21 protein-coding genes and 1 pseudogene are annotated in these 21,210 nt (G+C 70.5%); 14 read left to right on the top strand and 8 right to left on the bottom strand.

Translation table 11 applies throughout. From position 1 onward, the window contains the following. Positions 1 to 149: 149 nt before the first annotated feature. Together OHB44_RS27655 and OHB44_RS27650 are read right to left on the bottom strand one after the other, a co-directional pair. Positions 150 to 1,208, bottom strand: a complete 1,059-nt coding sequence (locus tag OHB44_RS27655) for a mechanosensitive ion channel family protein (RefSeq protein ID WP_266304605.1) — start codon at positions 1,206 to 1,208, stop codon at positions 150 to 152. A gap of 300 nt (positions 1,209 to 1,508) precedes the next feature. Beyond that, on the bottom strand, positions 1,509 to 1,943 hold the full coding sequence (locus OHB44_RS27650) for a tyrosine-type recombinase/integrase (RefSeq protein ID WP_238685455.1): 435 nt from the start codon (positions 1,941 to 1,943) through the stop codon (positions 1,509 to 1,511). Positions 1,944 to 2,457: 514 nt separating this feature from the next. Here OHB44_RS27650 and OHB44_RS27645 point away from each other — a divergent pair. After that, positions 2,458 to 3,309 (top strand): annotated as a pseudogene (locus OHB44_RS27645) (IS5 family transposase). A 592-nt stretch (positions 3,310 to 3,901) separates the two neighbouring features. Here the strand turns inward: OHB44_RS27645 and OHB44_RS27640 are convergent. Together OHB44_RS27640 and OHB44_RS27635 are read right to left on the bottom strand one after the other, a co-directional pair. After that, positions 3,902 to 4,597 carry a cation diffusion facilitator family transporter gene (locus tag OHB44_RS27640; protein WP_238685454.1) on the bottom strand — a complete coding sequence of 232 codons (696 nt, stop codon included), beginning with the start codon at positions 4,595 to 4,597 and terminating at the stop codon, positions 3,902 to 3,904. Next, on the bottom strand, positions 4,594 to 4,956 hold the full coding sequence (locus OHB44_RS27635; protein WP_238685453.1) for an ArsR/SmtB family transcription factor: 363 nt from the start codon (positions 4,954 to 4,956) through the stop codon (positions 4,594 to 4,596). Before OHB44_RS27635 ends, OHB44_RS27640 begins: the two co-directional genes overlap by 4 nt. Positions 4,957 to 5,305: 349 nt before the next feature. Between OHB44_RS27635 and OHB44_RS27630 the strand changes: the two genes are divergently transcribed. Beyond that, a complete protein-coding gene (locus OHB44_RS27630) occupies positions 5,306 to 5,842 on the top strand; it encodes an HNH endonuclease (protein WP_238685452.1) in 537 nt (178 codons plus the stop codon). A 13-nt stretch (positions 5,843 to 5,855) separates the two neighbouring features. On the opposite strand, the gene OHB44_RS27625 is transcribed toward OHB44_RS27630, so the two are convergent. Beyond that, positions 5,856 to 7,451 (bottom strand): DUF6194 family protein, encoded by a 1,596-nt coding sequence (locus OHB44_RS27625; RefSeq protein WP_330438771.1) that lies wholly within the window; start codon positions 7,449 to 7,451, stop codon positions 5,856 to 5,858. 3 nt (positions 7,452 to 7,454) lie between these two features. Between OHB44_RS27625 and OHB44_RS27620 the strand changes: the two genes are divergently transcribed. Beyond that, a complete protein-coding gene (locus tag OHB44_RS27620) occupies positions 7,455 to 8,279 on the top strand; it encodes a MerR family transcriptional regulator (RefSeq protein ID WP_330438770.1) in 825 nt (274 codons plus the stop codon). On the opposite strand, the gene OHB44_RS27615 is transcribed toward OHB44_RS27620, so the two are convergent. The 3 genes from OHB44_RS27615 to OHB44_RS27605 form a co-directional block, all read right to left on the bottom strand. After that, positions 8,222 to 9,061 carry a class F sortase gene (locus OHB44_RS27615; RefSeq protein WP_330438769.1) on the bottom strand — a complete coding sequence of 280 codons (840 nt, stop codon included), beginning with the start codon at positions 9,059 to 9,061 and terminating at the stop codon, positions 8,222 to 8,224. The two genes, OHB44_RS27620 and OHB44_RS27615, sit on opposite strands and share 58 nt — an antisense overlap. Positions 9,062 to 9,073: 12 nt before the next feature. Beyond that, the gene (locus OHB44_RS27610) at positions 9,074 to 9,598 is read right to left on the bottom strand and encodes a hypothetical protein (RefSeq protein WP_238685448.1); all 525 of its coding nucleotides are present in this window, start codon (positions 9,596 to 9,598) and stop codon (positions 9,074 to 9,076) included. Positions 9,599 to 9,811: 213 nt separating this feature from the next. Beyond that, positions 9,812 to 10,276: an Lrp/AsnC family transcriptional regulator gene (locus tag OHB44_RS27605; protein WP_091405454.1), complete on the bottom strand. Its 465-nt coding sequence runs from the start codon at positions 10,274 to 10,276 to the stop codon at positions 9,812 to 9,814. 148 nt (positions 10,277 to 10,424) lie between these two features. Here OHB44_RS27605 and OHB44_RS27600 point away from each other — a divergent pair, with 148 nt between their 5' ends. The 11 genes from OHB44_RS27600 to OHB44_RS27550 are packed head-to-tail and all read left to right on the top strand — an operon-like array spanning position 10,425 to position 21,040. Beyond that, on the top strand, positions 10,425 to 11,327 hold the full coding sequence (locus OHB44_RS27600; RefSeq protein WP_330441286.1) for a tryptophan 2,3-dioxygenase: 903 nt from the start codon (positions 10,425 to 10,427) through the stop codon (positions 11,325 to 11,327). Positions 11,328 to 11,341: 14 nt separating this feature from the next. Further along, complete coding sequence (gene kynU, locus OHB44_RS27595; RefSeq protein ID WP_330438768.1) at positions 11,342 to 12,619, top strand: kynureninase; 1,278 nt, start codon at positions 11,342 to 11,344, stop codon at positions 12,617 to 12,619. Then, positions 12,616 to 13,953: an FAD-dependent oxidoreductase gene (locus OHB44_RS27590; RefSeq protein WP_266304609.1), complete on the top strand. Its 1,338-nt coding sequence runs from the start codon at positions 12,616 to 12,618 to the stop codon at positions 13,951 to 13,953. The genes kynU and OHB44_RS27590 overlap by 4 nt, the downstream gene beginning before the upstream one ends. Positions 13,954 to 13,976: 23 nt before the next feature. Then, the gene (locus OHB44_RS27585; protein WP_330441285.1) at positions 13,977 to 15,458 is read left to right on the top strand and encodes a 2-hydroxymuconic semialdehyde dehydrogenase; all 1,482 of its coding nucleotides are present in this window, start codon (positions 13,977 to 13,979) and stop codon (positions 15,456 to 15,458) included. Positions 15,459 to 15,478: 20 nt separating this feature from the next. Further along, complete coding sequence (locus tag OHB44_RS27580) at positions 15,479 to 16,276, top strand: 2-keto-4-pentenoate hydratase (RefSeq protein ID WP_238685445.1); 798 nt, start codon at positions 15,479 to 15,481, stop codon at positions 16,274 to 16,276. Continuing rightward, positions 16,273 to 17,208, top strand: a complete 936-nt coding sequence (locus OHB44_RS27575; protein WP_330438767.1) for an acetaldehyde dehydrogenase (acetylating) — start codon at positions 16,273 to 16,275, stop codon at positions 17,206 to 17,208. Before OHB44_RS27580 ends, OHB44_RS27575 begins: the two co-directional genes overlap by 4 nt. Next, a complete protein-coding gene (dmpG, locus tag OHB44_RS27570) occupies positions 17,205 to 18,329 on the top strand; it encodes a 4-hydroxy-2-oxovalerate aldolase (RefSeq protein ID WP_330438766.1) in 1,125 nt (374 codons plus the stop codon). The genes OHB44_RS27575 and dmpG overlap by 4 nt, the downstream gene beginning before the upstream one ends. Further along, positions 18,326 to 19,099: a 2-keto-4-pentenoate hydratase gene (locus OHB44_RS27565; protein ID WP_330438765.1), complete on the top strand. Its 774-nt coding sequence runs from the start codon at positions 18,326 to 18,328 to the stop codon at positions 19,097 to 19,099. The genes dmpG and OHB44_RS27565 overlap by 4 nt, the downstream gene beginning before the upstream one ends. Further along, the gene (locus OHB44_RS27560) at positions 19,096 to 19,518 is read left to right on the top strand and encodes a RidA family protein (protein WP_330438764.1); all 423 of its coding nucleotides are present in this window, start codon (positions 19,096 to 19,098) and stop codon (positions 19,516 to 19,518) included. Before OHB44_RS27565 ends, OHB44_RS27560 begins: the two co-directional genes overlap by 4 nt. Then, the gene (locus OHB44_RS27555; RefSeq protein ID WP_112669228.1) at positions 19,515 to 20,039 is read left to right on the top strand and encodes a 3-hydroxyanthranilate 3,4-dioxygenase; all 525 of its coding nucleotides are present in this window, start codon (positions 19,515 to 19,517) and stop codon (positions 20,037 to 20,039) included. Before OHB44_RS27560 ends, OHB44_RS27555 begins: the two co-directional genes overlap by 4 nt. Continuing rightward, positions 20,039 to 21,040 (top strand): amidohydrolase family protein, encoded by a 1,002-nt coding sequence (locus OHB44_RS27550; RefSeq protein ID WP_330438763.1) that lies wholly within the window; start codon positions 20,039 to 20,041, stop codon positions 21,038 to 21,040. Before OHB44_RS27555 ends, OHB44_RS27550 begins: the two co-directional genes overlap by 1 nt. Positions 21,041 to 21,210 lie beyond the last annotated feature (170 nt).

Raw genomic sequence — 21,210 nt, 5'->3', positions numbered from 1 at the left:
TGGGAACGCGTGCTCCGGATTCTGCCCGATCGTCTGACAACTAGCTAGGTCGAACGGGTCGTTCGTCGCCTCCCCGACTGAACGAACGGACGATACCCGAGGGGCCGGCCGGATCGCGACCCCTGAATTGCCGGACAGTGTCGGCGGTGTCAGGTGGCGCCGCCCTGACCGGTTTCACCTTCCGGCAACGGCCGGGTCGACAGGCCGGGATAGATGCGGGCCGCGGCGATCTGCGCGGTGATCCCCGAATTTTCCAGCGCCTCGGCGAGACGCCGACGCAGTTCCCGGCCCACCGCGAACTGCCCGTCCGCGGTGGTCTTCACCACGGTGCGGATGACCGCGCCGTCCACCGTCACCTGCTCGACACCCAGCACCTCGGGCGCCTCCACGATTTCCGGTGACAGCTCCGGGTCCATCGCGATCGAGGCGGCCGCGGTCCGTAGCACCGCCGTGGCCTCCTCGGTGCTGTTGAAACCGATGGGCAGGTCCACCACCACGAGAGCCCAACCCTGGCTCTTGTTGCCCACCCGGATGATCTCGCCGTTGCGGATGTACCAGAGCACGCCCCGGCCGTCGCGCACCGTGGTGACCCGCAGGCCGACCGACTCGACCACGCCCATCGCCTCGCCCAGGTCGACGTTGTCACCCACGCCGTACTGGTCCTCGATCAGCATGAACAGGCCGGCGATCAGATCCTTCACCAGGCTCTGCGCGCCGAAGCCCAGCGCGACGCCGGCGATCCCCGCGCTGGCCAGCAGCGGCGCCAGGTCGAAGCTGAACTCCCGCAGGATCATCAGTAGCGCGATGCCGAAGACGAAGGCGGTGGTCAGGCTACGCAGCACCGACCCGATCGCCTCGGCCCGCTGCCTCCGTCGCTCCGGCACGAACTCGGCAGGGTCGACAGCGGCGGTGGGTACCCGCTCGCGCAGCGGCCGCAGCATCGTCGGCACCGCACCGTCGGTGGTCGTTCGCACCAACCGGTTGATGGTCCGGTGCAGCGCCCAGCGGGCCACCATCGCCAGCGCCAGGATCAGCAACACCCGAAGCGGTTTGAGCAGGATCCAGTAGCTTCCCTCGGCGAACCAGGCCGACCTGGTGATGTCGTAGATCCACTCGCAGGAGGTGCTGCCCTGGCAGCTCACCGAGACGGCGTCGGACAGGGCTAGGGGCGTCACGCTGGCGGCACTCACTATGTCTTCGTACCGCAAGGAGCCCGAGCGTCCGCCGCCGACCCACCGACCGGCGGACCGGTCGTTGCGAGCATGGCGACTGGAGAGGCGGAGCGCGCGCGTCGACCCGATGGGCGCAAGGGCCTGGACCGGTTGGGGTGGCAGTCGCGCGGAGCAACCAGGCCGAAGCGGTGCGTTCGGCATCGATTCCGTCCCAGCGCGGGTGATCCGCTTACCAGAAGAGAGATTAGTACGTGAAGTCCCCGAAAGGCGGGGGTAGACCGACGCTGAGCTGGGAGAACGCTCCGTAAAGATCATCGGGCACAACCAGGGCACAACTTAGCTTCGATCTTGGATGGCCGATGACCCTGACCGTTGGCCGTTGGCCTGCCGTAGGAGCTGGCCGACTAGGCCGCGCGGCCGGTCACTCTTCGGTATCCAGTGCACGTAGGTTTCCAGCGTGATCCGCAGACTCGCGTGCCGTAGTGCCTTCTGCACGTGCTGGGGTTCGACACCGTTGCTGATCAGCGTGGTGGCGAAGAAGTGCCGCAGTGAGTGGAAGGTGCCCTGCTTGGGCCAGCCCGCAGCGCAGCGCCAGTCCTCCCACAGCTCCGACCAGTAGCGATCCGTAAGCAGCTTGCCTCGGGTTGAGGTGAACAGGAGTGCGGCCGGCCGAGTCACCGGCTTTCCGCTGGTGATGTCCGGAAGCTGGAATTCGACGGGGCCGACCTCCCTGATGTGGGCTGCCAACTCCTCGGCGACGACGGCGTCCAAGTCAACCGTCCCGGCTGACCCACTCTTCGGTGCGGAGAGGTAGAAGCCTCCGAAATGCTCGGGAGAGTGCCGCAACTGCTGGACGACGTGAAGCTCTTGACTGCCAACATCAAGGCGACCCGCGTCGCGGGCCGCTCGCGCCGCCGAACCTGGGCCGGGCCGATGGCCCGCCGCTCGCGCCTTAGGCCTGCGGCCACGGCGCGATCGGTGATAGCCCGCCGGCGGCGCGACATACGACGAAGCCCCGGGCCGCCATGAGTGCTGGCAGTTTCCGGGGCTTCAGTGCTCAGGAGTACAAGGGCGGCCTCCGGCGGGGGCCAGACGACTCCGAGATGGAGTTGCCGCACGGTTGCGGTTGAGGGGTGTGAGGTGGGGTGCCATCCCGCCCGCCACCGACCCAGGCGGAGCCGAGCAGATCAGGGCTAGGGTGCCAAGGTCGTTCGTCCGGTAGGGCGCTCCACCTTGGCGCCCAGGCGGTGTCTTCAAAGGATTTTGGTGTCGGATGATGTAGGGCGTGGGTCGTCGCTATGAGTTGTCTGACGTCGAGTGGGATGCGTTGTCGAGGTATCTGCCGTCGGCGGTGACTGGTGGTCGGCCTCGGGTCGATGACCGGCGGGGTCCTCAACGGGATCGTGTGGAAGATCCGGGCCGGGGCGGCGTGGCGGGATGTGCCCGCCCGCTACGGATCCTGGCAGTCGATCTACACCCGTTTCCGCAGATGGGCCCTGGACGGCACGTTCGAGCGGATGCTCGCCGGGGTCCAGGCCGACGCGGACGCTGCCGGGGACATCGACTGGCTGGTGTCGGTGGATTCCACGATCGTGCGTGCTCATCAGCATGCCGCTGGCGCTAAAGGGGGCATCGAGAAACGGACGAACCACAAGATCACGCCCTCGGTCGAAGTCGAGGTGGACTGACCACCAAGATTCACCTCGCCTGCGACGGCCTGGGTCGGACCCTGGCGTTCGTGCTCAGCGGCGGCAACGTCAACGACTGCAGCCGCTTCACGCACGTCATGGCAGCGATCCGGGTCGAGCGGTCCGGACCCGGCCGACCTCGGGTCCGGCCCGACCATGTCATCGCCGACAAGGGCTACAGCTCGAAGGCCATCCGTGAGCACCTGCGGCGGCGCGGCGTCGGACACACGATCCCTGAGCGCGCCGACCAGCAGGCCAACCGCCACCGACGAGGCAGCCGTGGCGGCCGACCACCGGTGTTCGACAAGCAGCTCTACAAACGGCGCAACGTCGTGGAGCGGTGCTTCAACCGGCTCAAGCAGTGCCGCAGCGTGGCGACCCGTTACGACAAGACCGCGACCTCGTTCCAGGCCACAGTCACTATCGCCGCGCTACTCCAATGGTTGTGAACCCTTGAAGACACGGCCTAGCCCTGATCTGCTCCACGGTGTGTGGGTCGGCGGCAGACGGGATGGCGCAAGCAGGTAGGCGGTGAGCGCTGGTTGCTTGACGACGACGATAGAAGTAGGGCATGAGCGAGCGCGGTTTGCCATACGGCGCAATCAACATCAATTGTCAGTGTTGCGGGTTGCTGCGACGGGTCCGGGACCGTGACGGGAATGTGCCCAAGCTTTGCGACGAGTGCGCCCAGCACCAAGGCCAGTTGCCGGAACGGCGGGCTCAGCGGGCCGAAGAACACGAACGGGAGTTACGCCGCTGGCTTGACGCCTGTCGCGCGAGTGAGGCGAAGTCGAGAAGGGTCGCCGATGCCGCAGGTGACCGTATCGCCTCCGCTTTGGCGAGCCGGGGTGCTCTGGCTAGTCGGTTGTACGAGGCCGGCCAACGGGCGGGCCACTCGTGCCCGACAAGTCAGATAGCCCTCGATCCGAAGGTCATCAGATGGGCTCAGGTGCACCGCGAAATCAGCAGAAGCAGCCGCGGTTACCTCAGCTACGAAGACGATGAGTAGCGCGGGCACAACGGCGACACCCAAGCCAGACCTCAGGCCTTCTCGTCCGTGCAGCATCCGTCGGAGCAACCCGAGGTCTGGCCGTCGGCATCGGTGGCCGGGAGGGGCGCGCAGTCGTCGCAGTGCTCACCGCGCCACGCCTCGATACCTTCCTTAACGGCTACCCCCGCGATAACGAGTGCGGCGATCGGGTCGGCCCATGACCAACCCCAAGCGGCGTTGAGGACCAGGCCCACGAGCAGCACCGCAGACAGGTAGGTGCACAGCATCGTCTGTGTCGAGTCGGCCATGACTGTTGCCGAGCCGAGTTCCCGGCCGGTGCGACGCTTGGCCCGAACGAGCAGCGGCATCACAAGTAGCGACGCCACGGCAAGGCCGATGCCAACTGGGCTAGCCTCAGCGTCTTCCCCGGATAGCAGCGAGCGGCCGGCATCGAAGGTAACCCAGGCAGCCAGGGCGAAGAACGATGCGGCGATAAGCCGTAGCGCCTGTCGTTCCCTGTTTTCCGGCACCCGTGAGCGGAACTGCCAGATCAGCACCGCTGCGCTGGACACCTCGACGAACGAGTCCAGGCCGAAGCCGATCAAAGCAGTGGAGGAAGCCGCCGCGCCAGCGGCAATCGCGACCAAGCCTTCAAGAAGGTTGTAGCCGGCGGTGGCGTAGGCCAACCACAGGCTGCGGCGTGAGAGCGCCGCACGCCGCTCCGGAGTCAGCAAGGACGTGCTCATGCGTTCACTCCCGAAGTGGTGGAGTCGGAGGAAGTCCCGTAGACCGGGCAGAGGGCGACGGCCTCGCCGGTGGCAGCGAGGACCAGTTCCGCCGAGCGCAGTAGATCCAGCAGCTCGGGCCGGGTGAGGGCGTAGAACGACTGGCGACCCTCCACCCGGTAGTCGATCAGGCCACAGTCACGCAGGCACGCCAGGTGTTTCGACACCGTTGACTGCGCCAGCCCCAACTCGCCGGTCAGGTCGACCACCCGAGCCTCACCGGACGCGATCCGTCGCAGAATCGCCAGCCGAGCTGGATCCCCGAGGGACCGGAACAGCGCCACGGCCGGAGCCAGGCCGGGGGTGCAATCAATCGCCATGGCGCGATGATAGCCGGATTCAGCGATGATTGGGAAGGTGTCGGCATGACCCTCGAAGGCGGTGGGGTGAAAGATCATCGGGCACAGATCCGGCACAACTGAGGCCAACAAGGGCTGTCAACCAATGTCAGGCAACGGCAGAGTTCTCCCAGGCCGGGACGGCGATCCGCCCGGATGCGGATGATCCTCATACCCTATGAGGGATTAGTACGTGCAATCCGGGGTCCGATCAGGGACTATTGGCGCAACGGACGTCGGTGATCGGCCCGGCGTCGACCGTGTGGGCCCCTGTGCCCGGCCCCGGTCGGCGGCGGTCCCCAGCAGCCGCTGAACCGGGAGGGTGAGCGCGATGCCTGACATACGACCCACGGTGGGCTCCGGCGCGTTGGTCCTCAACGCCACCTACGAGCCGCTGTGTGTCGTGTCGGTGCGCCGCGCCGCGATCCTCGTCCTCTCCGCCAAGGCGGTCTGCGTCGCCGACGGTGACGGCATCCTGCACAGCGCCCGGGACGCGCTCCCGGTGCCATCAGTGGTCCGGCTGACGCGCTTCGTCCGGGTGCCGTACCGAACGCATGTCGGGCTGTCCCGCCGGGCGATCTTCGCCCGGGACGGGTGGCGGTGCGCCTACTGCCGGGGGCCGGCAGAGACCATCGACCACGTCTTTCCGCGCAGCCGGGGTGGCCGGCACGCCTGGGAGAACGTGGTCGCCGCGTGTGCCCGGTGCAACCACACCAAGGGCGACAAGACTCCGGCCGAGATGGGGTGGCGGTTACACGCGTTGCCAACCGCCCCGAAGGGCACCGCCTGGCGGGTGCTGGGCCACCGCGCCCCCGACCCCCGCTGGGCCGACTGGCTGGACCTGCGGGAGCCCGAGGCCGCGGCCTGACCCCGCAGCGTGGTCAGGCTCCGGATTGCGGGCGGGTTGCCCGGCGCGCTGCGCGTTCGTGGCGGTCGACAGCTCGGCGGTACGCGATCGCGAGTAGCCGGTCGATCTCGGGCAGCAGGTGCGGACCGGGCATGACGATGCTGGCGAAGCCGTACTGCGCGTAGCCCGGGTGCGGCACGAGGGTGTCCAGTCGGGCGAAGTCGAACTCGTGCCGATGCTCCTCGAATGCCTTGGGCGGGAAGCCGAACAGCCGCTCGAACTCGGCCCGGCCCAGGTCCAGGTTGAGGCGGAAGACGCCGGGGCGGTCAAGCTGTGCGGCCTCGTCGAAGCCGGGCACGTCGTGCTCGACGATGGTGGCGAACGGCTGGCGGCGGTCCGGGCCGACGAAGAAGAACCGGTCGCCCCAGGCCGCCTCGGGTGATCCGTTCTCCTCGCTCGCCACGACCTGCTCGACGTCGGGCAGTGCGGCGATCCGATCGGCGAGCACTGCCGTGTCGACACCGGTCGGAACGTGCAGGACCGCGTCGGCGTGTTCGATGGTGGCCTGGTCCAGCGGGAAGTAGCGATAGTCGTGGGTCCGCTGCTCGGCCGCTGCGATGTCGGACGTCGGCAGGTAACGGGGAAGGCTAATCTCCTGCTGGAGTCTGCCCTCGTAGGTGGCGGCGGCGGGCGGCCCGATGCCGAGCGCCGGGCTCGCGCCGAGGCTGCCGGCGATCACCGCGTACCGGTCGCCCAGCAGCGACGCGACGATCGCGCCGGCGCCGGCCCAGGACACCTGCGTCTCGGCCAGCGTCATCGTGCTCTGGTGGCGTTGGAGGTGCGTGTTGTGCGCGAAGACCAGTGTGGGCCCGCGGTGTGCCTCGGCCGATCGGATCGCGAGCAGGTTCTCGGCCATCAGCGCGTCCCGGACCGCGGCCAGGTGGGCGAAGCGTTCCTCCTGGGCCAGTGGTGCGGCGGCCGCGGCGTGGTACCGCAGCAACGCGACAGCGGCCGTGGCGTGCACGAATGCCGCCGGCCAGCCCACTGACTTCCCCGGCGCCCGCAGGTACAGCTCGGTCAGCAGGTCGTCGGCGAGCACCCGCAGTCGCTGGGCGTCGGTCGAGCGCCCGACCGAACGGCCGGGCTCCCAGATCGCGGCCGTGTCACTCCACCGCGCCTCGTCCCCGATCAGGTCGTCGATCTCGGCAGCCCGGTCCAGGTCGAGGAACCGGCAGACCTGGGTGAGGTGCCAGCGCGGGCTCGGAGCACTCTCCAGCTCCACCGGGGCGTCGAAGCCGTGGAACGTCAGGCGCTCGGCGGCCGACCGTCCGGCGTTCCACTCCCGCATCCGCAGGAGGAGGTCGCGGTTCGCCGGGGCTGCCCCGAAACCGTGGCTGAACCCTTCGGCGAGCGCCCGGTCGAGCGTCACGTCGGCGACGCCCTGCACGAACTCGTCGGCGATCAGCCCGGCCGCCCGGTCGCTCTCCACGGCGATCGAGCGGTAGCCGTGCTCGGTCAGCGACAGAAAAGCCTCGTTGCGGAGTTGGAGGAAGGCGGACTCGCCGTGCGTCGGTTCGCCGAGCGCGAGCAGGTCCGGGGTTACCGCCAGCAGGTCGAGAAAAGATGGCATTCCATGAACCGTATCGTTGAACCAGCGGTTGAGACTCACGAGCGGTGGAGCGCGGTGACAGCCCCAAAACCTTCAAACCCACAGGTACGCCGGCCGGTCGACCTCGCGCGCGCCCACGGCCTCTCCGCGCAGGCAGTGCGCAACTACGAACGAGACGGCGTCCTGCCTCCGGCCCAGCGCACCCCGAACGGCTACCGGCGTTTCACCGAGCTGCACGCCAAGGCGCTGCGTGCCTACCTCGCGTTGATCCCGGGCCACGGCTATGCGGCCAGCGGCGAGATCATGCGGGCCGTCAACCGCGGTGAGATCGACACGGCGTTGCGCACCATCGACAAGGGGCATGCCCTGCTCCAGCGCGATCGGGACACCCTGGACGCGGTCGAGGCCGCGGTGGTGACGCTGACCGGAAAGAGACCGCAACCGCAGAGCCAGAAAGCCGTGCCGATCAGCGTGGTGGCTTACCGGCTCGGTCTTCAGCCAGCCACGCTGCGCAAGTGGGAGCGGGCCGGGGTGCTGCGACCGGTACGTGATCCGGTGACCCACTACCGGCTCTACCGTCCCGACGACGTCCGGGACGCCGAACTGGCCCACCTGTTGCGCCGCGGCGGGTACCGGCTCGACCACATCGCCGGCGTGCTGCGTCGGGTGCGAGACGCCGGCGGTGCCGAACCGCTCGCCGCGTCGCTGAGCCAGTGGCGGCAACGGCTCACCGAACGAGGCCGGGCCATGCTCACCGGCGCCGCGCGGCTCGCCGATTACGTCGAGGCCGGTCAGCCGCCTGAACGCGCCTCGACCAGCGAGGCGAACACCACCACGTTGTCCGCGTAGCCGGTCTCGCCGCCGACCCACTGGCCGCCGCAGGTGATCAGTCGGAGGCTCGGGCGGCTGAAGTCGCCGTACACCTCGTCCACCGGCAGTCGGCCCTTGTCGAACTTCTCCACGGAGTTGACCTCGAAGACCGCCACGCGCTGGTCGGTGCGGGTGACCTCGATCTCGTCACCGGAGCGCAGCTCGCGCAGTTTGTGGAAGACCGCCGGTCCGCTGGTGGTGTCGACGTGCCCGACGATCACGGCTGGGCCGTACTGGCCCGGGGTGGGCCCCTGGTCGTACCAGCCGGCCTCCTGGGCGCGGGCCGCGTCCGGCACGGCGATCGTGCCGTCCGGGGCGATGCCCACGTCGTGTACGGGTGCCCGCACGTCGATCTTCTCGATGGCGAGGCTGGTCGGATGGCTGGCCGGCAGCACCGGGAACTTCTTCGGCGGCGGTCGCAGTCCGGCGCTGAGCCGGTCCGGCAGCAGGCTCATGCCGGTGACCTGCTCGACGCCGAGCATCGCCACGATCAGCACCATCAGCGCCGCGATGGCCAGCACCGGGAACCCGGGGCTCGTACCGAACCGGTGTCGGGCCGACGACGGCCCGGCCGGACGCCGTGGCGGCAGCGGGCGGGCGGCCGGATCGGCGGTGGTGACGCTGGCCGACACGGCCTGCCCGGCGACCCGGCGCAGCCGTCCGGAGACGCGGACCACCAGCCGGCCGGACGCGCGCAGCGCTGGCCCGGCCCGGAGGCGGGCGCGGCGATTCGGCCGCGCACGCGCGGATCTGCGGGTCATGGGTGATCCGGCTCAGGAGCCGGCTCCCGGTCGACGTCGGCCGCCGGCCATCCCGAGCACGATCGCGGTGGCCACCAACGCCACGCCACCGAGCACCAGCAGTGAGCCGGCGCCGCGCCCACCGGCCATCCCACCGCCACCGGTCGCCGGGCCCTTGCTGGGTGAGGCCATGTTCAGCACTGTCAGCGTGGTCGACGACGTCTGGCCGTTCTCGCAGCGCAGGTCGACCGGGTAGTCACCGGCCGGCTTGTCCCTCGCGATGGTGACCTGAGCGGTCAGGAAGCCCTTGTCCGGTTTGAGCTGGACGTGCCCGAACGCGTCGGAGTGCACGCTGGACTGGCGGTTGTTGTTGTCGTTGTCGCAGCTCGCCTTGATGCTGACCCGGCTGCCGGCCTGGGCGCTGTTCGGTGTCACCTCGACGAAGACGTTCTCGCCGGCTCGCGCCGGAGCTACCGACAACAGGACGAACGCCCCGACCAGCCCCACCAGTGTCAGTGCGGACGAGAGCGCGCGGTTGATCGTGCGGATTGCCTGCATGATTTCCCCCCAACCGGCGACGACCGCCGGAACCCTCCCCTGGGCACGCGCGCTGCTTTCCCGCTGGCCCAAAGGCAAACCCGCCCCCACCCCACCTCACCCCGCACCCCACCCACTTTCCGCGATCTTGCACTTTCTGCGGCGACGAACCGGCACTTAGCCGGCATTTCACCAACAGAAACTGCAAGATCGCGGGGGAGAGGTGGGGCGCGGTCAGCGCGGGCGGGGGATGGGCCCGGTGGCGGGCAGGGGGGTGACGGGGTGCCAGTTCAGCGGTGAGGAGAGGACCATCGTGCTCGACGGTTGGCCGTACGGGGCGAGACGGTCGATGACCCCCTCGAACGCGCCGATCGAGCCGGCCGCCACCTTCAGCACGCTGCACGCGTCCCCGGTGATCCGGTGGATCTCCAGGATCTCCGGCCAGTCGGCAACCGCCGGGTCGTGCAGGATGCACCGCGCGCCGTAGCAGGACATCCGGATCAGCGCGACCACGGTACGGCCGGCGCGGCTGAGGTCGACGTGGGCGTGGTAGCCGGTGATGATGCCGGCCTCCTCCAGCCGGCGGACCCGCTCCGCGACCGACGGTGGCGAGAGGTGCACCCGCCGGGACAACTCGCTGAAGGACAGCCGCGCGTCGGCCTGCAACTCGCGCAGCAGCGCCCAGTCCATGTCGTCCACGCTCAGACCTTACTTTCGTGAACCGACTTCGCCTAGTTGCCTTTGGTTTGCCAGGAGAAGGCGGCGAGAGCCGTTGATTCGGCATTCCGTAGGCCGATCCGACCGCGAGATCATGACGTCGGCTAGTCCGGGGGAGGGAGACGAGATGGTGGATCAGACGGAGCGGCGGGCGCCGAACCGCCGTGCCATGGTGCAACCGGTGACCCCCGGGCAGCGTGCCGCGCAGGCGGAGCGCACCGGTGGCGAGCCGACCCTGGAGTTCGCCGACCTGGTGCCGTACGACGCGTACGTGCAGGCCAGCGCCCTGCACAAGATGCAGCACCCGCTCAGCAGCGACCCGGGCGAGATGTCCTTCCTGATGGTCAGTCAGATCATGGAGCTGTACTTCGGGCTGACCTGCCACGAGCTGCGGGAGACCCAGCGGCTGATCCGCGCCGACCAGATCTGGGAGTCGTTGGCCCCGCTGGGCCGAGCCAAGCTGCACCTGGAGGGGCTCAACGCCGCCTGGCAGGGCCTGCGCTGGATGAGCCCGGCAGACTTCAACAGGTTCCGCAATCTGCTCGGTGAGGCCTCCGGCTTCCAGTCGGCGATGTACCGGCAGCTGGAGTTCCTGCTCGGGCTGCGCGACCCGACGCTGATCCGCCCGTTCCGCCGGCAGGCCGAGGTGCATGCCGAGCTGAGCGCCGCGCTGACCACCCCGAGCCTCTGGGACGACGTGCTCGCGCTGCTCGCCCGGCACGGCTTCGACCTCCCCGCCGACCTGCTCGACCGGGACGTGGCCGTCGAACACGACCCGCACCCGTTGGTCGAGGCGGCCTGGGTACGGATCTACGACGACGCCAGCCCGGACAATCACCTGCGGCTGCTCGGCGAGGCGCTGAGCGCTGTCGCCGAGGAGTTCGGCGACTGGCGCTGGAACCACGTCAAGGCGGTGCAGCGGACGATGGGCGCCAAGGTCGGCAGCGGAGGCTCCGCCGGCCTGGCGTGGCTGCAGCGCAGCATGGCCCGGGTGGTCTTCCCGGAGCTGTGGTCGGCCCGCACAGCGATGTGACCGGAGAGCGAGACATGCACACCCCAGAACACGAAGCGCATCGCCGTGACGAGGCCGACCCCGGTCACCGGCACCTGTTCCACGTGCCGCCGGCCGACGGTGGCGACCACCCCGAGTCGGCGTACCTGGCCGGCAACTCGCTCGGCCTGCAACCTCGGGCCACCCGCGACGAACTCCTGGCCGACCTGGACGCGTGGGGGCGGCTCGGCGTGGAGGGGCACCTGGAGGCGGAGCGCCCCTGGCTGCCGTACCACGAGTTGTTGACCGGGCCGGCCGCGCGACTGGTCGGCGCCCGGCCCGCGGAGGCCGTGGTGATGAACTCGCTCACCGTCAACCTGCACCTGCTGATGGTGAGTTTCTACCGACCGGCCGGCGCGCGCACCCGCATCGTCATCGAGGACGCCGCGTTCCCCTCGGACAGCTACGCCGTGCGCAGTCAGGCCCGGTTCCACGGCCTGGACCCGGACGACACAGTGGTCCGGTTGCGTCCGCGTGCGGGTGAGGACGCCCTGCGCACCGAGGACGTGACCGACTACCTGGCCGCCGAGGGCGACCGGGTGGCGCTGCTGCTGCTCGGCGGGGTCAATTACCTCACCGGTGAGCTGCTGGACATCCCGGCGATCACGGCTGCCGGCCGGGCCGCCGGCGCGGTGGTCGGTTGGGACCTGGCCCACGCGGTCGGCAACGTGCCGCTGGCCCTGCACGACTGGGACGTCGACTTCGCCGCCTGGTGCTCCTACAAGTACCTGAACTCCGGCCCGGGCGCCCTCGCCGGCGTCTTCGTGCACGAGCGGCACCTCGGCGACGAGAGCCTGCCCCGATTCGAGGGGTGGTGGAGCACCGCGGCGGCCACCCGGTTCGAGATGACGCCGGTGTCCCGGCCGCCGGCCACAGTGGAGGCCTGGCAGATCTCCAACCCGCCGATCTTCGCGATGGGTCCGGTGCGTACCTCGCTGGAGTTGTTCGACGCGGTGGGGATGACCGCGCTGCGCGCGCGCAGCCAGCGCCTCACCGGCTGGCTGGAGTCACTGTTCGACGAGGTGACAGTCGGCCGGCCGCTGCGGGTGGTCACTCCGCGCGACCCGGCCCGTCGAGGCTGCCAGCTCTCCGTGCGCATCGGTTCCGGCAGCGCCAACGAGCTGACCAAACGCCTACGGTACGAGCACGGGGTCATCGCCGACGCCCGCGAACCCGATGTCGTGCGGTTCGCCCCGGTGCCGCTGTACTCCACGTACCTCGACTGCTGGCGGGCCGCCGCGGCGCTCGCCGCGACGGTGGGGGCGACGTCATGACCGCGCGGCGCGACGAGATCGCGATCATCGGTGCCGGGCTGGCCGGCTGTCTCGCGGCCTGCTTCCTGGCCCGGCGCGGCTACCCGGTGGCCCTCTACGAGCGCCGCTCCGACCCGCGCGCCGGCACCGCCGAGCGCGGTCGCTCGATCAACCTGGCGCTCTCCGAGCGCGGCCTTGACGCGTTGCGCCGCATCGGGCTGGCCGAGCAGGTGATGACCGACGCGCTGCCGATGCGCGGCCGGATGATCCACCCGGTCGAGGGCGAGCAGCAGTTCCAGTCCTACAGCGCGGCCGGCGACCGGGCGATCAACTCGATCAGCCGGGGTGCGCTGAACAACGCCCTGCTGGACGAGGCCACCGCGCTGCCCGGCGTGCGGGTCGTGTTCGACCACCGGCTGGTCGGGCTCGACCCGACCGACGGCGCGCTGAGCTTCGAGACCCCGCAGGGCCCGGTCGCGGCGAAGGCGTCGGTCGTGCTGGGCGCCGACGGCGCCGGCTCCGTGGTGCGCGGGCAACTGCTGGCGTACGGGCTGCTGGACGAGAGCGTCGACTTCCTCGACTACGGCTACAAGGAGCTGACGATTCCGCCGCTGGGCGGGGACTTCGCCCTGGAGGAGGACGCGCTGCACATCTGGCCGCGCGGCACCTCGATGATGATCGCGCTGCCGAACCCGGACCGCTCCTTCACCTGCACGCTGTTCTGGCCCAACGACGGTGCCGGCAGCTTCGCCTCGCTGACCAGTCCGGCGGAGATCGAACGGCACTTCACCGAGCACTACCCGGACGTGGTCCCGCTGGCCCCGAACCTCATCGACGACTACCAGCACAACCCGGTGGGCGTGCTCGGCACTGTGCGCTGCACCCCGTGGCAGGTCAACGGGAAGGTCGGCCTGCTCGGCGACGCGGCGCACGCCATCGTGCCGTTCTACGGCCAGGGCGCCAACTGCGCCTTCGAGGACGTGGTGGAGCTGGACCGCTGCCTGGACGAGTGCGCCGACGACTGGTTGGCGGCGCTGCCGCTGTTCCAGCGGCGCCGACAGGAGAACGCCGAGGCCATCGCGACGATGGCGCTGACCAACTTCGTGGAGATGCGGGACAAGGTCGCCTCCCCGGTCTTCCAGGCCCGGCGGCGGGTGGAGCACGCACTGGAACGGGCCCTGCCCGGCCGGTACGTTTCCCAGTACGAGCTGGTGTCGTTCTCCACCACCCCGTACGCGGAGGTTCGCCGTCGGGTGCGCCGACAGCACCGGGTGCTCGGGGCGGTCGTCGGCGGGGCCGCGCTGCTGCTGGTCGGCGCGATCGGTGCGGCACTGAGCCGAGGGAGGCGGGCATGACCGGCAACTGGGATCCGCGGCTGATGGCCGGCCACGCGCCGAGTGGCCCGCAGCGGTTGCGCAACTTCGTCGCCGGCGAGTTCGTCGACGGCGGAAACACGTTCGCCAAGGCCAGCCCGGTCACCGGGGAGCAGGTCTTCGAGGTGGACGAGGCGTCGCGGTCCACGGTGGACGACGCGGTGGCGGCTGCCCGGGCGGCGCTGCGGGGGCCGTGGGGCCGGATGGGGGAGCGCGAGCGCGCCGAGGTGCTGCGCCGCGTCGCCGACGAGCTGGAGCGCCGCTTCGACGACCTGGTGACCGCCGAGGTCGCCGACACCGGCAAGTCCATCGCCCAGGCCCGCACCCTGGACATTCCGCGCGGCGCGGCGAACTTCCGGGCGTTCGCGGAGATCGTCGCGACCGCGCCCACCGAGTCGTTCACGACTGTCACCCCGACCGGCGGCCGGGCACTCAACTACGCGCTGCGCAAGCCGGTCGGCGTGGTAGCGGTCATCGTGCCGTGGAACCTGCCACTGCTGCTGCTCACCTGGAAGGTGGCTCCGGCGCTGGCCTGCGGCAACGCCGTCGTGGTCAAGCCCAGCGAGGAGACTCCCGCCTCGGCGACGGTGCTGGCCGAGGTGATGGCCGCCGCTGGCGTACCGGCCGGGGTGTTCAACCTGGTGCACGGCTTCGGGCCGGACTCGGCGGGCGAGTTCCTCACCCGCCACCCGGGCGTCGACGCGATCACCTTCACCGGCGAGTCGGCCACCGGCGGCGCGATCATGCGGGCCGCCGCCGACGGAGTGAAGGCGGTGAGCTTCGAGCTGGGCGGCAAGAACGCCGGCCTGGTCTTCGCCGACGCCGACCTGGACGCCGCGGTGGCCGGCTCGGTGCGGTCCAGCTTCACCAACGGCGGGCAGGTCTGCCTCTGCACCGAACGCATCTACGTGCAGCGCCCGGTCTTCGAGGAGTTCACCGCCCGGCTGGCGAAGCGGGCCGGCGAACTGGCGTACGGCTGGCCGACAGACGAGGCCACCGCCACCATGCCGCTGATCTCCCACCAGCACCGCGGGAAGGTGCTCGGCGCGTACGAGCTGGCCCGCTCCGAGGGTGCCGAGGTGCTCACCGGTGGCGGCACGCCCACCTTCGGCGACACCCGCGACGGCGGGTCGTACGTGCAGCCGACGGTGCTCACCGGGCTCGGCCCGGACGCCCGCACCAACCGGGAGGAGATCTTCGGTCCGGTGGTGCACGTCGCGCCGTTCGACACCGAGGACGAGGCGTACGCCCTCGCCAACGGCACCGAGTACGGCCTGGCGGCGACCGTGTGGACCCGGGACGTCGGAGTCGCGCACCGGGCCGGCGCCCGGCTCGACGCCGGCATCGTCTGGGTCAACACGTGGTTCCTGCGTGACCTGCGTACCCCGTTCGGCGGGGTGAAGGCGTCCGGGATCGGTCGCGAGGGCGGCGTGCACTCGCTGAACTTCTACTCCGAACTCACGAACGTCTGCGTGGACCTGTCGTGAGCCGTAGCGAGGGAGCGGGCATGGAAGCTGACATCGAGGGCGCCAACCGGGAGCTGGCCGACGCCCGCAGCACCGGCAAGCCGTGCGCGCCGCTTCGGGGCCGGCTGTTGCCGGAGGGCGACGTCGAGGCCGCGTACCGGGTGCAGCAACTCCAGGCGCGGGCCTGGCAGGGCCGCGGCGAACGCCGGGTCGGCGCGAAGATCGGGTTGACCTCGCGGGCCGTGCAGGAGACCTTCGGGGTGTTCCAGCCGGACTTCGGCATGCTGACCGACGCCATGGCCGTCGGCGACGGGGTCGAGGTGCCCATCGACCGGCTGCTCCAGCCCCGCGTGGAGGCGGAGATCGCCTTCGTGCTCGACAAGGATCTCCCCAACCCGCAGCTCACCACCGTCGACCTGATCCGCGCGGTCGACCACGTGCTGCCGGCGATCGAGATCGTCGACTCCCGGATCGCCGCCTGGGACATCTCCATCGTGGACACCGTCGCCGACAACGCCTCCAGCGGGCTCTTCGTGCTCGGCACCACCCCGCGCCGGCTCGCCGACGTGGACCTGCGACTGTGCGGCATGGTGCTGGAGCACGCCGGCGAGCCGGTCTCGGTGGGCGCGGGAGCCGCCTGCCTGGGCAACCCGCTGCACGCCCTGCAGTGGTTGGCGGGCACCCTGGCCCGCGCCGGTGACCCGCTGCGCGCCGGGGACGTGGTGCTCTCCGGGGCGCTCGGCCCGATGGTGCCGGTCACCCCGGGTGCCGCGTACGAGGCCCGGATCTCCGGGCTCGGCTCGGTGCGCACGTCCTTCAGCCTGGGAGGCAACCAGTGACCACTAACGTGGCGGTGCTGGGATCGGGAAACATCGGCACCGACCTGATGATCAAGGTGTTGCGCCTGAGCGACAGCCTGCGCATGGTGGCGATGGCCGGCATCGACCCGGCCTCCGACGGCCTGGCGCGCGCTCGCCGCCTCGGCGTCGCCACCACCGCCGACGGCGTGGACGGGCTCGTCGCGTTGCCCGAGTTCGCCGACGTCGAGTTGGTGTTCGACGCCACCTCGGCCGGCGCGCACCGACGCCACGACGAGGTGCTGCGCGCCCACGGCCGGACCGTGGTCGACCTGACCCCGGCCGCGCTCGGCCCGTACGTGGTGCCGCCGGTCAACCTCGACGAGCACCTGCACCAGCCCAACGTCAACATGGTGACCTGTGGCGGGCAGGCGACAGTGCCCATCGTCGCCGCGGTACGCCGGGTCACCCCGGTGGCGTACGGGGAGATCGTCGCGTCGATCGCGTCGAAGTCCGCCGGGCCGGGCACCCGGGCCAACATCGACGAGTTCACCGAGACCACGGCCCGAGCCATCGAGGTGGTGGGCGGTGCCGAGCGGGGCAAGGCGATCATCGTGCTGAACCCGGCGGACCCGCCGCTGCTGATGCGGGACACCGTCTACTGCCTCTGCCCGGACGCCGACGCCGACACCGACGCCATCGCCGCCTCGGTGGCCGAGATGGTGGCGGCCGTGCAGGAGTACGTGCCCGGCTACCGGCTCAAGCAGGACGTGCAGTTCGACCGGGTGCAGGCGTACCTGCCGACGCTCGGGCGGCGGCTCACCGCTCTTCAGGTGTCGGTGTTCCTGGAGGTCTCCGGCGCCGGGCACTACCTGCCCGCGTACGCCGGGAACCTGGACATCATGACCTCGGCCGCGCTGCGCACCGCGGAGCGGCTGGTCGCCCTGCGTTCTTCGGAGGTGGCCGCGCCATGACCGAGCTGTACATCCAGGACGTGACGCTGCGCGACGGCATGCACGCCATCGCCCACCAGTACACGGTCGACCACGTGCGCACCATCGCCGCCGCGTTGGACGCCGCCGGGGTGGCCGCCATCGAGGTGGCGCACGGTGACGGTCTCGCCGGCTCCAGCGTCAACTACGGCCACGGCGCCGCCAGCGACGCCGAGTGGATCTCGGCGGCCGCCGAGGTGCTGACCACCGCGAAACTGACCACCCTGCTGCTGCCGGGCATCGGCACGATCGCCGACCTGAAGGCCGCGAAGGCGCTCGGGGTGACGAGCGTCCGGATCGCCACCCACTGCACGGAGGCGGACATCTCCGCCCAGCACATCTCCTGGGCCCGGGAGAACGGCATGGACGTGGCCGGGTTCCTGATGATGTCGCACATGAACGATCCGGCCGGGCTCGCCGGGCAGGCCAAGCTCATGGAGTCGTACGGGGCGCACTGCGTCTACGTCACCGACTCCGGCGGCCGGCTGCTGATGGCCGACGTGGCGCAGCGGGTCGACGCGTACCGGCAGGTCCTCGCCCCGGAAACGCAGATCGGCATCCACGCCCACCACAACCTGTCGCTCGGGGTGGCCAACAGCGTGCTCGCCGTCGAGCACGGCCGGGTCACCGGGTCCGCGCCGGTCGGCCCCGACGCGGCGCACGGCCGGACGGTCCGCGTCGACGCCTCCCTCGCGGGCATGGGCGCGGGTGCCGGCAACGCCCCGCTGGAGGTCTTCGTCGCGGTCGCCGAGCTGCACGGCTGGAAGCACGGCTGCGACGTGTTCGCGCTGATGGACGCCGCCGACGACATCGTCCGCCCGCTGCAGGACCGGCCGGTCCAGGTGGACCGGGAAACCCTCTCCCTGGGGTACGCCGGTGTCTACTCCAGCTTCCTGCGGCACGCCGAGCGGGCCTCCACGAAGTACGGCGTGGACGTCCGGTCGATCCTGGTCGAGCTGGGCCGCCGCCGGATGGTCGGCGGCCAGGAGGACATGATCGTGGACGTGGCACTCGACCTGGCCGACAAGGATCAGGCGGTGAGCGCGAGGAGTGAGCCGGGTTTGCGAGCCCCGCAGTCGCGAACGGAAGGTGGCGCAGCATGATCGGCGTGGACATCGTCGGGATCGCCGAGAAGCTGGGCACGGCTGCCGACACGGCCACCGCGATCCCGCAGCTCGCCGCCGAGACCGGCCTCGACGTGGACACCGCGTACGCGGTGCAGGCCGCGCTGCTGCAGCGCCGGCTGAACGCCGGTGAGCGGTTGGTCGGGCTGAAGATGGGGCTGACCAGCAGGGCGAAGATGGCCCAGGTCGGCGTGGACGAGGTGATCTGGGGGCGGCTCACCAACGCGATGCGGGTGCCCGACGGCGGCGCCGTGGATCCCGCCGCGTACATCCATCCCCGGGTCGAGCCGGAGGTGGCGTTCCTGCTGGACCGGCTACCCGAGCCGGGCGAGCCGGTCGGCGACTTCGCCACGGCGGTCCGCGCTGTCGCCCCGGCCATCGAGTTGATCGACTCCCGGTACGCGAACTTCCGTTTCTCGCTGCCGGACGTCGTAGCGGACAACACCTCGGCCGCCGCGTTCGTGATCGGACCGTGGTCGCCGGTGCCGGCGGGGCTGGACAACCTGGGCGTGCTGCTGGAGGTCGACGGGCGGGTGGCGCAGGTCGGCTCGACGGCGGCGATCCTCGGTGATCCGCGCCGGGCCCTCGACGAGGGCATCCGGCTGGCGGGCCGGCACGGGGTGCGGCTGGAGTCCGGCTGGGTCTTCCTGGCCGGTGCCGCCACCGCCGCTGTTCCGCTGCGTCCCGGCGCCCACGTCCGCGCCGTCGTCGAGAAGCTCGGCACCGCCTCGCTGCGGGCGTCGTCATGACCGCCCGGGTGGTGGCCGGGAAGGCCGTTCCACGCGGGGCCTTTCCGCACGTCAAGGTCGCCGGCGGGTTCGTCTTCGTCTCCGGTACGTCGTCGCGGCGTGCGGACAACACCTTCGCCGGTGTCGACGTGGACGGGTTCGGCACCACCAACCTCGACATCCGTCTGCAGACGCGGGCCGTCATCGAGAACGTGCGAGATCTGCTGCGTTCGGTCGGCGCTGACCTCACCGACCTGGTCCAGGTGACGACGTACCTGGTCAACATGAACGACTTCGGTGGTTACAACGAGGTGTGGGCCGAGTTCTTCGACGCCTCCGGACCGACCCGTACGACGGTGGCGGTCCACCAGTTGCCGCACCCGCACCTGCTGATCGAAATCCAGGCCGTGGCCCTTCTTCCCTCGGGAGGTCAGTCGTGAGTGAGATCGCCGAGCCGTTCAGCTTTCCGGGCTGGATCGCCGACAACCAGCACCTGCTGAAGCCCCCGGTGGGCAACAAGGAGATGTTCCCGGGCGGGGACGACTTCATCGTGATGGTGGTGGGCGGGCCCAACCAGCGCACCGACTTCCACGTGGACCCGTACGAGGAGTTCTTCTACCAGGTCAAGGGCAACATGCACATCAACCTGGTCACCCCGGAGGGGCCGCGCACTGTGCACGTGCGCGAGGGGCAGATGTGGATGCTGCCGCGCAACACCCCGCACTCGCCGCAGCGGCCGGAGGCCGGCTCGATCGGTGTGGTCGTCGAGCGGGTCCGCGAGGAGGGCACGCTGGAGACGTTCCAGTGGTACTGCCCGGAGTGCGGCAGCAAGGTGCACGAGGTCGAGTTGCAGGTCCGCGACATCGCCGCCGACCTGCCCCCGGTGTTCCAGGCGTTCTACGCCGACGAGCAGGCACGCACCTGCGCCAACTGCGGCACCCTGCACCCGGGCAAGGGCTGATGCCCGCAGGCGTGGTCGACGTGCACACGCACGTCGTACCGAAGGGTTGGCCGGACCTCGGCGCGGCGTGCGGCGGGTCCGGCTGGCCATGGTTGCGGGTCGACTCCGAGCGCGCCGCCATGATCATGGTGGGGGAGACGGAGTTCCGCCCGGTCGGCGCCGAGTGCTGGGACGCGTCGCGTCGACTGGCCGACATGGACGCCGACGGCGTGGCCGTGCAGGTGGTCTCGCCCACCCCGGTCTTCTTCAGCTACGACCGCCCGGCCGACCAGGCGGTGAAGGTCGCCCGGATCTTCAACGACCTGACACTGGAGGTCACCGCGGCCGGGGCTGACCGACTGGTGCCGTTCTGCCAGGTGCCGCTCCAGGACCCGGACGCCGCCTGTGCCGAACTGGACCGCAGCCTCGCCGCCGGGCACGTGGGCGTGGAGATCGGCAACCACGTCGGCGACCGGGACCTGGACGACGCCGGGGTGGTCACCTTCCTCCAGCACTGTGCCGAGGTGGGCGCACCCGTCTTCGTCCACCCGTGGGACATGCCTGGCGGGCCGCGACTGGACCGCTGGATGGCCCGTTGGCTCACCGGGATGCCCGCCGAGACGCACCTGTCGGTGCTGGCGATGATCCTCGGCGGTGTCTTCGACCGGGTGCCCGAGACGCTGCGGATCTGTTTCGCGCACGGCGGCGGCAGTTTCCCGTTCTGGCTCGGCCGCGCCGACAACGCCTGGCACCGCCGTGGCGACCTGGTCCGGGGCGCGTCCGCCGGCCCGCCCAGCAGCTACCTCGACCGGTTCAGCGTCGACTCGGTGGTCTTCGCGCCGCCCGCCCTGCGGCTGCTTGTCGACACCCTGGGGGAGGACCGGGTGCTGGTCGGCAGCGACTACCCGTACCCGCTGGGCGAACGGCCGGCCGGCGCTGTGGTTCACGCGGCCGACTTCCTCAGCGACGGCCAACGCGACAAACTCCTGTCCGCCAACGCCCTCCGTTTCCTGCACGGCTGAGCGCAGCGCAGCGCAGCGCAGCGCAGCGCCTCGCCCTCGGCGCGAGGAGATCGTGGACAGTTCCGTCCGGCGTTGACGAGAACTGTCCACGATCTGCGACTCGACCGGCCACGCGTGGGGTGGACGCCCGGATGGTCCGTTTCCGGTCGCCAGCGCGTGTCGGCTGCGCG

The sequence above is a fragment of the Micromonospora sp. NBC_00821 genome, from assembly GCF_036347035.1.
GTDB lineage: Bacteria > Actinomycetota > Actinomycetes > Mycobacteriales > Micromonosporaceae > Micromonospora > Micromonospora hortensis.
The sequence above is the reverse complement of the archived record's forward strand: the minus strand, read 5'-3'. Positions and strand labels throughout refer to the sequence as shown.